A 13,551-nucleotide genomic window follows, 5' to 3' on the forward strand; every position below is an offset into this window, starting at 1 on the left:
ATTCGAATCATGATCGACGCTTCCAAAGAGCGAGCCAAGCCGATTCCCCTCGATTGTATAAGGTTGGGAAAAGCCTCCCGGACGCGCTTTTTCTGCTACTCCAGATTACCTTAGACCCTTCGAGATCACACACGATTACGCGCTATTGCACCAGAACGCATCCGTGTTTTTCTTCGTCCAGCACCCCATAAAGCCCATCGACCCTGCAAGGAACAGGAAGGGACGACACGACCACAGCGAGGTCTTCCAAAGCGGCAACAACCCCTCGACCTCATCCTCGTACCCGCCAAGCGCACCGTGTACGACAAGCGACCTAGCTGTGCGATTAACAGCACGAAGGGCGTCTTTCCGACCTCCTTCCCATCGATGATGACGGCAGCGCCACCTCAGTCGGGCCGTGCTTATTCGCTCAGCGAAGGCGGTAAGAACGGACAGTTCGGCAGGTACGGTGGACAGATCGGGTCTTGGACGAAGCAGCTATCAGGCACGCATGTCATAGGTGGACTGGGCGGCGTAGGAGGTATAGGCGTTGACGCGCAAGAAGCGAGTGTCGCGGCGAGCACGATGAGCAAGGCACCAGCGGCGTGTGAAGGGATCGGCGGGCCGTCATCCTAACGAGCCGCCCGGCGTGCAGCCAAGTTAAGCCCGAGTACGCTCAGCGCTTCGTACCACGCGCTGCTGTGTCGCGCTTGACCGGCCATCCTCGGTCTTTGGTACGGCAACGCGCTTCAGGCGTTTGATCTCTTCGTGCTCGGGGGTCGAGCGAGCCTTGCGCTTGCCCGGAAAGGCGAGCGCGCCGTGCTTCTTGTCGGCAGTCACCCAGTTTTGCAGCGTGGAGCGACCCAGGCCGAGGTCTCGGGTGTTACCCTCCTGCCGGGCGAGCTCGACGGCGTTCTCCTTGAATTCTGCGTCGTACGTTTTTCGTGTTCACATGCCCAGCCTCTTTGTGATGATCGCCGTTCTTTTCGGCAACTCCGTACAGCGGGGGCAACTCCATGGCCGTGCGTGACCGCGTCGACAAGCCGGTCCTTTCGCGCATGCTCGACGCGCTTCCCCATCCGGTGCAGTTCGGCGCGGCGCTCGCCGAACTCACGCGGCTACTTGCGCCGCGTATGGTGAAGGTATGCTTCCGTACCGAATCGTGGTCGTCGGCGCGTCCGCCGGTGGCACGCAACCCCTCCTCGAACTCGCCGCGGCCCTTCCCGCTGACTTCTCCGGCAGCATCTGCGTCGTCACGCACATGCCCGCGCATACGCCCAGCCGACTCCCGGACATTCTCAGCAACGCCGGACCGCTCCACGCCACCCACCCGGAGGACGGCGAACCCCTCCGGCCCGGCCGCATCTACTGCGCGCCGACCGACCGTCACCTGCTCGTGGAAGATCACCACCTGGCCGTCAAGCAAGGCCCGAAGGAAAACCGCCACCGACCCGCCATCGACACCCTCTTCCGCTCGGCCGCGTACAGCCATGGCCCCAACGTTATCGGCGTGGTCCTGTCCGGCATGCTCGACGACGGCACGTCCGGTTTGTGGACCATCAAGCACTTCGGCGGCACCGCCGTGGTGCAAGACCCCAGGGACGCCGAATTCGACTCGATGCCGCTCAGCGCGCTCAACCAGGTGAACGTCGACCACACCGTCCGTGCCCGTGACCTCGCCACGCTCCTCACGCGTCTCGTCGGCGAGCCCGTGCCGAACGCGGGGGAAGTGAACGTGCCTGACGACGAACGACGGCGCGTGGAAATCGAAGTGAGCATCGCCAGGCGAGACAGCGCCTTTCGCAAAGGCATCATGGACTTCGGGAAGGTGACGCCGCAGACCTGCCCGGAGTGCGGCGGGGTGCTCGTGCAAATCAAGGAAGGCGGCTTTACCCGTTACCGCTGCCACACCGGGCACGCGTACACGGGCGACACGTTGCTCGCGAGCGTGACAGAGCACGTGGAGGAGACGCTGTGGCGCGCCATGCGCACCTTGGAGGAAGCGACGATGCTGTTGGAAAACACCGGCACGGAACTCGAAGAAAGCGGCAACGCGCGCCTCGCACGTGAATACGCCCGTCAGGCACGACAGGTGGAAGCGCGAACGCGCGCGATCTTTGACGCCATCACCCCCAACGAGACGCTCAGCGCTCAGCGCCTCAAGCAGCACGCCGAGCAGGACGGCGACGAGTCGACTTGAACCGATGGAAACGCGGCCATTCGAACGTCACGCGCTTCACGTGCACGCCGTTCGAATGGCCGCGCCAAGTCAACGCCCCTCGTTTTCTTCTGCCTCGCCGCTCGTCACGTCCTTGACGACCTCCTCGAGAATCGAGGTGATGTTCTCCAGCGTCATGAGGTGCACGGCCTGCTGCCCGTCCGTACTCAAGACCGGCCACGCCTCCACCTTCATCTTCTGCACGCCCACGCCGGGCACGTCGAGGTCGATGACGTGGTTGGTGAGCGGCACGTCCGTCAACACCATCTCGGACAGCTTCGCGCGCAACTCCCACGAGTCGAGTTGCTGACGGCCCAGACTGCCCAGGTCGTACACAGGCCGCGCGCGGGCCTGCTCGGGAGACACGCGCAGCAAATCGTAGAGGGCCTTATTGGCCGTGATGACCCTCAGGTCGTCGTCGAACTCGACCATCGGGATGATGATGCAGTTGAGCAGCGCTTCCGAGTGCAGCACCGACTGGTCGAGCTTCGCCTCGATTTCCTTGACCGAGTCGATGTTCGTGAAGGCAACGACGACTCCGTCGATGAAGTTATCGGCGGTGCGGTACGGATTGATGCGCATCAAGTACCAGTGGTCGTCGAGGGTTCGCACTTGCGCTTCGTGCGGCAACAGCGTTTCCAGCACGGCGGTCACGTCCTGCTCCAAGTTCACGTCGCGTAACTTCACGTTGAGGTCCCCGACGTGCCGTCCGACGTCCGACCCGATGAGGTTCATCACCCGCGTGATTTGAGTCGTGAAGCGTTTGATGCGCAAGTCGTTCCCGAGGTACAGCGTGGCGATGCCCGCGCTTTCCAGCAAGTTCTTGATGTCATCGTTCGCGCGCGCGAGGTCGTGGATGACGCCTTGATGCTCGGCGTTCGTGGTGAGCAACTCCTCGTTGACGGATTGCAGTTCCTCTTTGGACGTCAGTAGTTCCTCGTTGGTGCTTTTGAGCTCCTCGATGGTCGTTTGGTACTCCTCGTTCGTGCTGCGAAGCTCCTCGTTGGAGATGACGTTTTCCTCCATCGTCGCCCGCAAGGTTTCACGCAGGTGCTGCACTTCCCGCGTGAGTGCCTGCACTTGATCGATTTGCTCGGGCGTGGCTGGCACCGCTTCCTCCGCGGGCCGCTCTTGAAAGACGACCAGCAGCGTGTCTTGCGCCTGTGCTTCCGGGGACTGAACGGGGTGCACCGTCACGTCGAGCACGAGTACTTCGCGGTCTTCATCTTGCCGAACGTCGCGCAAGGTCACGGCGCGCTTCTCGCGCGTGGCCCGCCGCATGGCGGATGCCAACTCGAAGCGCATCCCGTCGTGCGTCATGTCGAGCACGTTCACGGTGCCGCTCGATCCGGACGGCAGTTCCAGGAAGCGGCTGGTGCGGCCGGTCACGTACAAGATGTCGCCCTCGGCGTTCACCACCACCGCCGGTGGCGCGTACATGGCCAGCAGCAAGCGCTCCACGGGAGACGGCAAGTGATAGGTGCGGGCCGCGCGACGTTCCGGTGGCTGCGCTTGGGACAGCCGTGTGGAGGGCGAGCGAACCAAGATCAGCCCCACAGGCAGCGTGTTCACCGCGCCCAGCTCTCTTAGGTAGATCTTCCAGCGTGAATCGAGCGTCTGGAAGCGCTCATCGTGCGACCCCGTCGTTTCACTCACCCCGAGAAGCAGCAGTCCGTTCGGTTGCAGGGCGTAATGGAACACCGACAGGATCTGCTGTTGCAAGTCGGCGTTCAGGTAGATCAGCATGTTGCGGCACGTCAGCAAGTCAAGCCGCGTGAAGGGTGGGTCGTTGAAGGTGTTGTGCAGCGCGAACACGATCAAGTCGCGGAGCACGCTGTTGACGTGGTAGCCGCCGCTGGTCGGCGTGAAGTACCGCCGCAAGCGCTCGGGCGTGACGGTCTGCTCGATGCTTGCCGGGTAGAGGCCCGCGCGGGCTTTGTCGATAGAGCGCGGGTCGATGTCCGTCGCGAACACTTGAATGCCCGTCGGTCCGCGCCACTCGGGTTCCTGAGTGAGTTCGTGCAGCACCATCGCGACGCTGTACGCTTCCTCGCCGCTGGCGCACCCGACGGTCCACGCGCGAACGGCTTCCCCGCCGCGCTCGTCGCGCGTGAGCGTCATTCGCAAGTGCGCCTTGAGGCGTTCGAACGCCTCGGGGTCGCGGAAGAAGCTGGTGACGTTGATGGTGAGGTCGTCGAACAGCGCGTCTACTTCGCTCGGGTGCTGCTGCAGGAACTGGTGGTACTGCGCGAGGGAGTCGAGGCGGTGGCTTTTCAAACGGCGGTCCATGCGGCGCAGCAGCGTGGCGTGCTTGTAGCGGGTGAAGTCCTGCCCGGTGCGTTCCCGCACGAGCAGCAGCACCCGTTGAAGGTCCGCGCTGGACGCTGCTGGATCGCTTTGCAGCAAGCGTTCGCGCGTGACGCGTTCCAGCAGATGTGACGCGAGTTCGTCCGCGGGCCGCACTTCATCCACGACGCCCGTCGCGATGGCGCTCGTGGGCATCGCGGGATAATCGGCGGTCGTGGGATCCTGCGCGAGCACCAACCCGAAGTTCTCTTTGATGGCGCGAACACCGCGCGTGCCGTCCGAGCCCATCCCGGACAGAATCACCGCGACCGCGCGTTCCCCGACGTCCGCCGCGAGACTCGCGAGGAACGCGTCGATGACGCGTCCCTCCGCCACGTCGAGGTCACGCAGCAGCAACGTGCCGTTCATGACGGCGAGGCTGAAGCCCGCCGGGATGACGTACACGTGATCCGGTTCGACGCGCAGACCATCCTCGATCAACTCGACGGGCAAGGACGTGCAACGGCGCAGCAAGTCCGGCATCAAGCTTTCTCCGTTCGGGCTGAGGTGCGTCACCACCACGAACGTCATGCCGCTTCCAGGCGGGAGGCCCAGGAAGAACCGCTCGTACCCGTCGAGGGCCCCGGCGGACCCGCCGAGCGCGACGATCCTGGTGGGCGGCGTGGGGGACAGGGCGGCCTCGGTTGAGCTGGGTGCGGCGGTATTCGGCGGTCGGTTCGAGTCGTCGGTCATGAAGTTCCTTTGCGAGGCGCGCGTGCCGAGCGGCGGGCATAGCGTCGCTTAGGAAACAGCGAGGTTACCTTGCAAGTCACTGTACCATCCGGACGTGAGGGAGCGGCGCGAGGCGCGGGCCGTTCGAAGGGCCGTCGCGACCTGCGCCTTCCCTTTTTCTGCTAGACTTCACAAAATTTCCTACGATTCAGGCGGATGCGGGACCGTCGAAAGGACCCATGAACGACGAGACGACGCCCGCCTTGAACACATTGCGAGAAACGGCCGAGCAGAAGCTGAAGGAAACGCCGCCGTTCGTGCTGCCGGACACGCCGGACGTCTTGAAGCACGAACTGTCCGTGCATCAAATCGAGTTGGAACTGCAAAACCAACAGTTGCGCGAAGCCAACATGGAGTTGCAGCGCACACAGGATCGGTACGTGGAGTTGTACGATCACGCGCCCGTCGGGTACTTCACGCTCGACGACCAGGGCATCATTCGCGAAGCGAACGTGCGCACGACGCGCCTGCTCGAGATGGAACGGTCACGGCTGCTGGGCCGTCGGCTTTCCCAATTCACGGCACCTGAATCCCGCACGCTGCTCGCCATGCTGCTGCCGCGCCTGCTGGCAAGCGCGGAAGTCATCGTGGCGGAACTGCACCTGCAACGCGCGGACGGCAGTTCCTTCCCGGTGCGGTTGGAAGGCCGGACGCCCGCATCCGGCGGGTGCCTCATCGCCATGACGGACATCACGACGGAAAAGAACGCGCAAGCGGAATTGTTGCACTTGAACGAAACGTTGGAGCAGCGAGTCCGGGAACGCACCGCCAAGATGCGCGAAGTCAACGATGAACTCAAGGCCGTCACCCTCAGCATCAGCGAGGACTTGATGGTGCCGCTTCGCCGCGTCTCGTCGCTCGCGGACGTGCTGCGTCGCGACGGGCTCACCTCGAGCGGCACGCACGCCGAGCACTTCAGTCACGTGTTCCGCTCGGTGGACCGCCTGGAGGAGCTCGCGCACGCCTTGCTGGAGTACACGCGCGCCTCGCAAACCCGCGTGCGGCTCGCGCCGCTCGACTTGAACCGCGTCTTCCAGGAAGTCGCGAAGGACGTGCGGCCCCGCATGCAAGGCCGAACCGTGCACCTGACCCATGACGCGCTGCCGGTCGTGCTGAGCGACAGCAGCGCGATGCAACTGGTGTTCTTCAAGGTGTTGGACAACGCCTTGAAGTTCACGGAGACGCGCAGCGAAGCGCGCATTCACGTGAGCGCGCAAGAGTCGGAGTCGGAGTTCATCGTGCGCTTCACGGACAACGGCGTGGGGTTCAACAACCGCCATCGCGACAAGCTCTTCCAGATTTTCAAGCGCCTCCACCCCGAATCGGCGTTTCCCGGCGCGGGCATGGGTCTCGCGATCGTCCGGCGGGTGTGCGGCCGCTTCGGGGCGCGCGTGTGGGCCGAAGGGAAGGTGGACGGCGGCGCGACGTTCTTCATCGGGTGGCCCAAACAACCGACCCTGCTGGAGTGACGCCGCCTCGTTGACCGTCACGTGCCCGTCATTCGTGTTCGTCGGTGTGCCCGTGCGACACGTTTAGCAGGCGGTCGTGCCCGAGTTGCCCGGCGCGCAAAGCGTCTTGCCGAAGGCGTCGCGCTCGTTCGCGCGTTTCGCGGGCTTCTTCTCGGTACGCGGCCGCAACGTCCAATTGATCGGCTTCTTCGGTGTGCTTGGCGAGGTGATCGAGCAGCATGGTCTTCTCGTCGAGCGCGCGAACGGCATTCCACACGCTCGCTTCGATCGAGCCGCGCAGTTCTCCCAACAAGCTCGAGGGGCTGTACGCGTGCCCGGTGTGGCAGCGAAAGCGCAGCAAGTTGCCTTCCTTCAAACCGACCATCACGCCGTGACACTCCGGGCAGGTGAACGTAGAAGGTGAGCCGTATTGAAGCAAGCCTGCTTCGAAGGGGTTGTCGCCGCTGGCGATGCCGACTTCCAATTCGAGGCGCTTCCAGTCGTCATTCATCGATGAAACCTCCTTCTGCGAAGCGAGCGGTGCGTGCAGCAGGCGCTGCACGGCCAGAGCGATGCTCGCCGCGGGCACCATGGCGTCCACGTTGACTTCCCGCAACGCGTTGAGGGGCATGTCGCTGTACGCGGCGTCCTCCGGGTGCTGCACGACCGCGCGACCACCAAGCTGCTTGATGGTCCACAAGCCGGACGTGCCGTCGTCGAGCATGCCGCTGAGCAGCACGCCGATGACGCCGTGGCGATGGGTGTACGCGGCCGAGCGGAACAGCACGTCGATGCTGGGGCGCGAGCGATTCTCTTTAGGTCCGCGCGACAACTTCACGCGGTCCTGCCCGACCAGCAAGTGATGATCGGGCGGCGCAACGAGAATGTGGCCTGGTTGCAGCACGTCGCCGTGCCGCGCGTGCCGCGCAGGTAGGGGACCGCTGCGGGCGAGAATGCCGGGCAAGTGACTGGGGAAGTCCGGAGAGACGTGAACCACGACGAGAACGGCGGCTGGGAAGTCGTGGGGAAAGTGCGCGACGAGTTCCCGCAGGGGATCGAGTGCGCCAGCGGACCCGCCGATCACGACGATGGAAGCAGGGGGCATGCGTCATTGTCGGTCGAAGGATGTTGAGCGAGGTGCGCCTTTGCCTCGCGTGCGTTCAGGATGAAGAGCCGCACGGTCGATGCAATGCGAACCGACGATGAGCAAGGCGTTCCCTTCGCCCTCCACGCGCACGGTCAAATCGCCGATCCGCGCGTCGCCCCCCAAGGGTGCGTGGTACCGCTGCTTGACGTGCGCCGATCCCGTTCACGTCGCGCGGCCTCGTGCGAGCTGCGCACTTCAAGTACCACCGCCGCGCCGAGGAACGCACGTGTTCCCGCGAAAACGTGGAGCACGCCGCGTTCAAACGCCTGCTGGTCGAACGACTCACCCATCACGGCAAGTTCACGGCTCGTTTCCGTTGCACGTGCTGCGGCAACGCGCAAAGCCGAACGTACCGCCTCTCGCCGACCGCGGTCGTGCGCGAGGAAGTCGCGATTCCCCCGTTTCGCGCGGACGCCGCTGTCCTCGAAGACGGCGTGGTGCGCGTCGCGGTCGAAGCGTATTGGACGCATGCTGTCAGCGCCGAGAAAGGCACGACTTTAGCGTCGAAGTGGCTCGAAGTCGACGCGTTTCCGGACGGTCTCGCCGATGACAAACCGCCGGAGCTTCGCGTGTTGGACTCCAACTTCTTCTCCGGCAAGCCGTGCGCACACTGTCAAGCGCTGCAAGATTCACGCGACGAGCAAGAACAACGCGAACGGGAAGTGCACGAAGTGCGCTTGCATGCACATGTCGAAGCGGAACGTCGCCGAGAAGGGGAAGAACGGCAGCGGGAAACCGAACGGCACGCGCTGATGCTCGCCGCGCGGGCGCGACTGGCGGCGGGAACGGGAACGGGAAGTATCAGCTTCCACTCCAGCCAATTGATTGAACTCGCTCCGACCGTTAGCAGCCTGTCCTACTCCACCGTGCAGTCGTTCATGTACGAAACCAGCAAAAGAACAGTACTTGCCAGCACCGAGCAGAACGGAAAGTTCCTACTGCACCTTGTTGTCTACTGCAATCAAGAGTTCCCTGGGCATGCTGATGAGACCCAACGGTACGGCCTGGTGGTTTCGCTCGAGCACGAAGACGCCCAGATACAGCTGTACCAAAGCGTTCAACAAACCGTCGTCACCGACGTTCGTGTTCGGACCCGAGTGCGTGTATGACAAGTCGATCGGCTCATCTACAGATTTGTCGAGAGGCGCTTGGGCTAGGCGACACCGGGGTCAACTTCTATTGCACCAATCAGTGCAGAAGTACGCTACCAAGCGAAGCTGAAAAGAAAGAAAACCGCGCTCTAGAGCGCGGTTTTCAGTTGGCTGGGGCACATGGATTCGAACCATGATCGACGCTTCCAAAGAGCGTTGTCCTGCCGTTAGACGATGCCCCAACGCGGTGTTACTTGCAGGACGGCCTCCTCAGAGGCATGGGAAGTATAGCGAGGAGGCTTTCATAGGTCAAGGGGGGCGAAGCGGAGGCAAATCTGGCGTCATGCTCCGCCCTCTAGGCTGAACTCGTGAGATTTCTGCCTCCTCTCGTCGTCTTGTCTCTCGTCAGTTCCGTGGGAGCGGCGACATACCCGGCGTTCAGCCTCAAGTTCGTCACGAACGAGCCGCGCATCGAGAAAGGGCGGCTCGTGGAGGACACGATCGCCAAGCGCTACCCGGTGAACGCGGCGCTCGTCGCGCGTTCGCAGCGCATCGGGCGTCTTTCGACGGATCTGCTGCCGAGGTTGTCGCACACTTTCAACGTCATCGAGCAGAGAAAACCGAAGGAAGCGTACTTCGTCAACGACGAAGGCCGCTGGATCGCGCGGCAGCAGACGGGATGGGTCGTGGACCGCCGCGCCACGAAGGACAACATCTTGAAGGCCATCCAAGCCGGAAGGCACGAGGCCGAGATCGTGCTGAGACGCGTGGAACCCAAGCGCTCCGTGCGCGATTGGGCGCGGGCGGGAATTCTCCATCACGTCTCGGGCGGCGAATCGAACTTCGCGGGCAGCCCGTCGTTTCGCGTGAAGAACATCCTCGTGGGCGCCAAAAAGTTGGAGGAACGGTACGTGAAGCCGAGCGAGGAGTTCGACTTCAACGCGTACGTCGGCGAGATCGACAAGAAAAACGGCTTCGTGCCCGGCTACGTGATCTCGGGCGGAACGCTGGAAAAAGAGGATGGCGGCGGGATTTGCCAAGTGAGCACGACGATTTTTCGCGCGGCGTATCAAGGCGGCTTTCCGATCACGGAGCGCCACGAGCATTCGCACCGCGTGAAGTACTACGACCCGGTCGGGTACGAGGCGACGGTGTACGCGCCCAGCAAGAACTTCAAGTTCAGGAACGACACGAAGGCGCCGTTGTTCATCCAGGCGTCCTGGGACTTGCGGAGCAGCACCTTGCGCTTCGACATCTTCGGCGCGAAGCCGAACCGGAAAGTCACAGTGTCGAGGCCCGTCGTGACGAGTTTCAAGCCGCCAGCCAAGCCGTCGTACACGGCGGACCCGAATCAGGCGAAGGGAACGCGGCGTCTCGTGGACGTGCCGATGCAGGGCATGAAGGCCGCGATCACGCGCCGCATCGTGCAGGCCAACGGCGAGGCGCGCAAAGACCGCACGGTGAGCGTCTACGAGCCGTGGGGCGCGGTGTACGCCGTGAACCCGCGCGACAAGCGCCTCAAGGCCCAAGCGTCGAATTGAAAGCTTCGTTCGCAGAGCGGCGGCGCGTGACGCGCTATGCTGGCGAGTCGTGACGGCGAAGACGCGCTTCAAAACTCTGTACGACCTCGTGAAGTTCGAGCACACCGTGTTCGCGTTGCCGTTCGCGTACGCTGGCATGCTGCTGGCGTCCATGCAGGCGCTCGGCAGGCCGTGGCCGGGCCTCGGAGTCGCTCTGTGGGTGACGTTGGCGATGGTGGGTGCGCGGACGGCGGCGATGGCGGCGAACCGTCTCATCGATGCGCGCATCGACGCCTTGAATCCTCGAACGGCGAATCGGGAAATTCCGAAGGGCAAGGTGACGCCGCGTCAAGCGACGTGGTTGACGATCGCGAGTTTGGCTGTTCTGGCGTTTTCGGCGTGGCAGCTCAATCCGTTGTGTCTCGCCCTCATGCCGATCGCGGTGGTCTTCCTCATCGCGTATCCGTACACGAAGCGCTTCACGTGGCTGTGCCACGTGTGGTTGGGCGTGACGGACGGCGCGGCGGCGGCGGGAGGTTGGATCGCCGTGACGGGTCGCTTCGACTCGGGCGCGTGGCTGTTGTGGCTCGTGGTGATCGTGTGGATGGTGGGGCTCGACGTCATTTACGCCACGCAGGACGTCGATTTCGATCGTCGCCATGGAATCAAGAGCATTCCGGCGCGTTTCGGAGTGCCGAGCGCCCTGGGCATCGCGAGAATCTCGCACCTGCTGACGTTTCTCGCGCTCGTGGCGGTGGGCGTGGCGACGGCGGCCGCGTGGCCGTACTTCCTGGCGACGCTCGTCATGGGCGGCATTCTGGCGTACGAGCACGCGATCGTGAATCCCAAGGACTTGACGCGGGTGAACGTGGCGTTCTTCGACGCGAACATGTGGTTGTCGTTGACGATGCTGGTGGGCGTCGTGGCGGACGTGGCGTGGCGAGCGTTGACGTGACCTCGGAGTTGGCGCGCGCGCGCGCGGCCTTTCGTGAGGGAGAGGACCGCGAGGCGTTGGCGTTGCTTCGGCGCGCGAGGGACGCGCAGGAAGCGGGCTCGGTCGGGTGGGCGTCGCTGGAGCGCCTCGTGGGACTCGTGCTGATTCACATGCAACGCGAGGTGGAGGGAACGTTCGCGCTGGAGCGTTCGGACGCGGTGCTGGACGCGGCGGGCGCGCCGACGCCGACGCTGGAAGGCTGGGAGACGTCCTAGAATGGCGTTCATGGTGCTCGAAAGTTCCGCCGAAGAGTTCACGACGCGTTACGCGGCGCACGCGGCGCAGGGTGTGTTGTACCCGGGCGTGGAGGGCAGTCCGCTGTTGGAGTTCGAGGCGGGGGGAGTCGTGCTCTACCTCTTCGATCGTTCGGGGCCGTACGCGGCGTTGCCGGGACCCGCCAGGATGGTCGTGCACGCGGTCGCGAAGGTGTTGGAGGTCGTGGGGTCCGGCGAAGAGTCCGAGAGCTTGACGACGACGGGAATTTCCTCGGTGGAGGGCGTCGGGTACGTCGTGCAGGTGTCACGGAACGTGTGCGTGGTGCAGGCGCGTGTTCCGCTGGTGCTTGGCAGTTTCACGGCGCTTTCGCAACTGAGCGTGGGAGATTGGGTGCGCTTCGATTCTGAGGCGCCTCTTCATGGTTTTTTAATCTCGTAAAAATGAGAGGGGCAAAAGAACGCTGTGTCATAAATATGAAATGAAAGATTTCATAGACTATTTACACTGCCTCTCATGTCCGACGACTCGCCTTCCTCGCTCGTTCCTGTTCGGAGTTCCGAGCGGCACCATATCTGCGCTCTTTTCGCGGATGTGGTAGGAAGCACGCGGTTGTCACAAACGCTTCCGTTGGAGGCTTACTACGAAGTCATGGTGGAGGCTGTCCAACTTCTCATCTTGTCGTGTGCCGCGAACGGAGGTGACGTGTTGCAGCATCAGGGCGATTCGGTGTTGGCGTTGTGGGACGCGCGCCACACTCCTCATGCGCTCGAAGCGGCCTTCGCGTTGCATGACCGTCTCGGACGTCTCGTGGTAGCGAAACAAAGAGGATTGCACTTGCAGTTGCACGCGGGCGTCGCTTGTGGCGAGGTGATCTTCGGCGAAATCGTTGGGGCACGCTCGGCGTACGGAACACCGCTCAACCTCGCCAGACGCCTGTGCGACTTGGCGACGCCCGGAGAAATTTTGCTGTGCGAGGAAACGACGCGCCGCGTTCCTCCTACCCTCGTTGACGCGGGGCGTAGGGAGGTGCCGCGTGGATTTCCGCCCGTTATGATCTCGCGGTTGTTGTACTCACCTTCGAGAGGGGACATGAAAATAGGTTAAGTGAAGGCTCTCACCTTCTCATGAGAGCCGTTTCTAGACTGCAGGCATGGAACGCAAGCCGCTCGTGCTGGTCATCGAAGACGAAAAGGACATCGCCCGCTTCATCGAGCTCGAACTCGCTGCCGAGGGCTATGCGACCGAAGTTGCCTTCGACGGCGTGACGGGACTTTCCAAGTTCCGCGAAGTCAGCCCCGACCTCGTCATCCTCGACCTCATGCTGCCCGTCCTCGACGGGCTCGAAGTCGCGCGCCGCATTCGCAAGACCTCCAACACGCCCATCATCATCCTGACCGCCAAGGACAACATCCAAGACAAAGTCGAGGGCCTCGACTCGGGCGCCGACGACTACCTCGTCAAGCCCTTCTCCATCGAGGAGCTTCTCGCGCGCGTGCGCGCCCACCTGCGACGCGTCAACCCCGCCGTCACCGGTGAAGTTCGCGTCGCCGACCTCGTCATGAACCTCGACGGCCGCGAAATCTTTCGCGGCGGACGGCGCGTCGAACTGTCGGCGAAGGAATTCGAACTGCTCGAACTGCTCGCGCGCAATCCCGGCAAGGTCTTCTCGCGCTTCGAGATCGAAGAGAAAGTCTGGCCCGAGTACACGGGCGGCAGCAACGTCGTTGACGTGTACATCGGCTACTTACGACGCAAGCTCGAGGAAGGCGGCGAGCGCCGCCTCATTCACACCGTGCGCGGCGTCGGATACGTGCTGCGCGAAGAGTGAGGTTCGGGGACGAGGTGCGCGCCGCCTCGTCC

11 protein-coding genes, 1 tRNA gene and 1 pseudogene are annotated in these 13,551 nt (G+C 63.4%); 9 read left to right on the plus strand and 4 right to left on the minus strand.

The window, feature by feature from the left end; translation table 11 throughout:
- Positions 1-639: 639 nt before the first annotated feature.
- Positions 640-912, minus strand: a pseudogene (locus DES52_RS23795) (transposase); the annotation flags it as partial.
- A gap of 211 nt (positions 913-1,123) precedes the next feature.
- Here DES52_RS23795 and DES52_RS19240 point away from each other — a divergent pair.
- On the plus strand, positions 1,124-2,179 hold the full coding sequence (locus DES52_RS19240) for a chemotaxis protein CheB (RefSeq protein ID WP_110888465.1): 1,056 nt from the start codon (positions 1,124-1,126) through the stop codon (positions 2,177-2,179).
- 69 nt (positions 2,180-2,248) lie between these two features.
- Here the strand turns inward: DES52_RS19240 and DES52_RS19245 are convergent, their stop codons facing one another.
- Complete coding sequence (locus tag DES52_RS19245) at positions 2,249-5,236, minus strand: CheR family methyltransferase (protein ID WP_110888466.1); 2,988 nt, start codon at positions 5,234-5,236, stop codon at positions 2,249-2,251.
- 218 nt (positions 5,237-5,454) lie between these two features.
- On the opposite strand from DES52_RS19245, the gene DES52_RS19250 reads away from it, so the two are divergent.
- Complete coding sequence (locus tag DES52_RS19250) at positions 5,455-6,744, plus strand: sensor histidine kinase (RefSeq protein WP_110888467.1); 1,290 nt, start codon at positions 5,455-5,457, stop codon at positions 6,742-6,744.
- A gap of 28 nt (positions 6,745-6,772) precedes the next feature.
- On the opposite strand, the gene DES52_RS19255 is transcribed toward DES52_RS19250, so the two are convergent.
- On the minus strand, positions 6,773-7,828 hold the full coding sequence (locus DES52_RS19255) for a chemotaxis protein CheB (RefSeq protein WP_170131178.1): 1,056 nt from the start codon (positions 7,826-7,828) through the stop codon (positions 6,773-6,775).
- Between the two features lie 476 nt (positions 7,829-8,304).
- On the opposite strand from DES52_RS19255, the gene DES52_RS19260 reads away from it, so the two are divergent.
- On the plus strand, positions 8,305-8,979 hold the full coding sequence (locus DES52_RS19260; protein WP_146237389.1) for a hypothetical protein: 675 nt from the start codon (positions 8,305-8,307) through the stop codon (positions 8,977-8,979).
- A 150-nt stretch (positions 8,980-9,129) separates the two neighbouring features.
- On the opposite strand, the gene DES52_RS19265 is transcribed toward DES52_RS19260, so the two are convergent.
- A tRNA-Gln gene (locus tag DES52_RS19265) sits at positions 9,130-9,203 on the minus strand.
- A gap of 126 nt (positions 9,204-9,329) precedes the next feature.
- Here DES52_RS19265 and DES52_RS19270 point away from each other — a divergent pair.
- The 6 genes from DES52_RS19270 to DES52_RS19295 all read left to right on the plus strand — a co-directional run bounded on the left by DES52_RS19270 (position 9,330) and on the right by DES52_RS19295 (position 13,519).
- Positions 9,330-10,502: a VanW family protein gene (locus DES52_RS19270; RefSeq protein WP_110888469.1), complete on the plus strand. Its 1,173-nt coding sequence runs from the start codon at positions 9,330-9,332 to the stop codon at positions 10,500-10,502.
- Between the two features lie 49 nt (positions 10,503-10,551).
- Positions 10,552-11,436 carry a menaquinone biosynthesis prenyltransferase MqnP gene (gene mqnP, locus DES52_RS19275; RefSeq protein ID WP_110888470.1) on the plus strand — a complete coding sequence of 295 codons (885 nt, stop codon included), beginning with the start codon at positions 10,552-10,554 and terminating at the stop codon, positions 11,434-11,436.
- Complete coding sequence (locus DES52_RS19280) at positions 11,418-11,690, plus strand: hypothetical protein (RefSeq protein ID WP_110888471.1); 273 nt, start codon at positions 11,418-11,420, stop codon at positions 11,688-11,690. The genes mqnP and DES52_RS19280 overlap by 19 nt, the downstream gene beginning before the upstream one ends.
- A 10-nt stretch (positions 11,691-11,700) precedes the next feature.
- On the plus strand, positions 11,701-12,129 hold the full coding sequence (locus tag DES52_RS19285) for a hypothetical protein (protein ID WP_110888497.1): 429 nt from the start codon (positions 11,701-11,703) through the stop codon (positions 12,127-12,129).
- Between the two features lie 75 nt (positions 12,130-12,204).
- Positions 12,205-12,795, plus strand: a complete 591-nt coding sequence (locus tag DES52_RS19290; protein WP_110888472.1) for an adenylate/guanylate cyclase domain-containing protein — start codon at positions 12,205-12,207, stop codon at positions 12,793-12,795.
- A 46-nt stretch (positions 12,796-12,841) separates the two neighbouring features.
- A complete protein-coding gene (locus DES52_RS19295; protein WP_015235450.1) occupies positions 12,842-13,519 on the plus strand; it encodes a response regulator transcription factor in 678 nt (225 codons plus the stop codon).
- The last annotated feature ends 32 nt before the right edge of the window (positions 13,520-13,551 follow it).

The organism is Deinococcus yavapaiensis KR-236, from assembly GCF_003217515.1.
In the GTDB taxonomy this organism is placed as follows: domain Bacteria; phylum Deinococcota; class Deinococci; order Deinococcales; family Deinococcaceae; genus Deinococcus_A; species Deinococcus_A yavapaiensis.

What these genes read in the sequence shown, in the direction of transcription:
- DES52_RS19240 (WP_110888465.1), top strand. Translation starts at nt 1,124, where the DNA reads ATGCTTCCGTACCGAATCGTGGTCGTCGGCGCGTCCGCCGGTGGCACG.
- DES52_RS19245 (WP_110888466.1), bottom strand. Translation starts at nt 5,236, where the DNA reads ATGACCGACGACTCGAACCGACCGCCGAATACCGCCGCACCCAGCTCA.
- DES52_RS19250 (WP_110888467.1), top strand. Translation starts at nt 5,455, where the DNA reads ATGAACGACGAGACGACGCCCGCCTTGAACACATTGCGAGAAACGGCC.
- DES52_RS19255 (WP_170131178.1), bottom strand. Translation starts at nt 7,828, where the DNA reads ATGCCCCCTGCTTCCATCGTCGTGATCGGCGGGTCCGCTGGCGCACTC.
- DES52_RS19285 (WP_110888497.1), top strand. Translation starts at nt 11,701, where the DNA reads ATGGTGCTCGAAAGTTCCGCCGAAGAGTTCACGACGCGTTACGCGGCG.
- DES52_RS19290 (WP_110888472.1), top strand. Translation starts at nt 12,205, where the DNA reads ATGTCCGACGACTCGCCTTCCTCGCTCGTTCCTGTTCGGAGTTCCGAG.
- DES52_RS19295 (WP_015235450.1), top strand. Translation starts at nt 12,842, where the DNA reads ATGGAACGCAAGCCGCTCGTGCTGGTCATCGAAGACGAAAAGGACATC.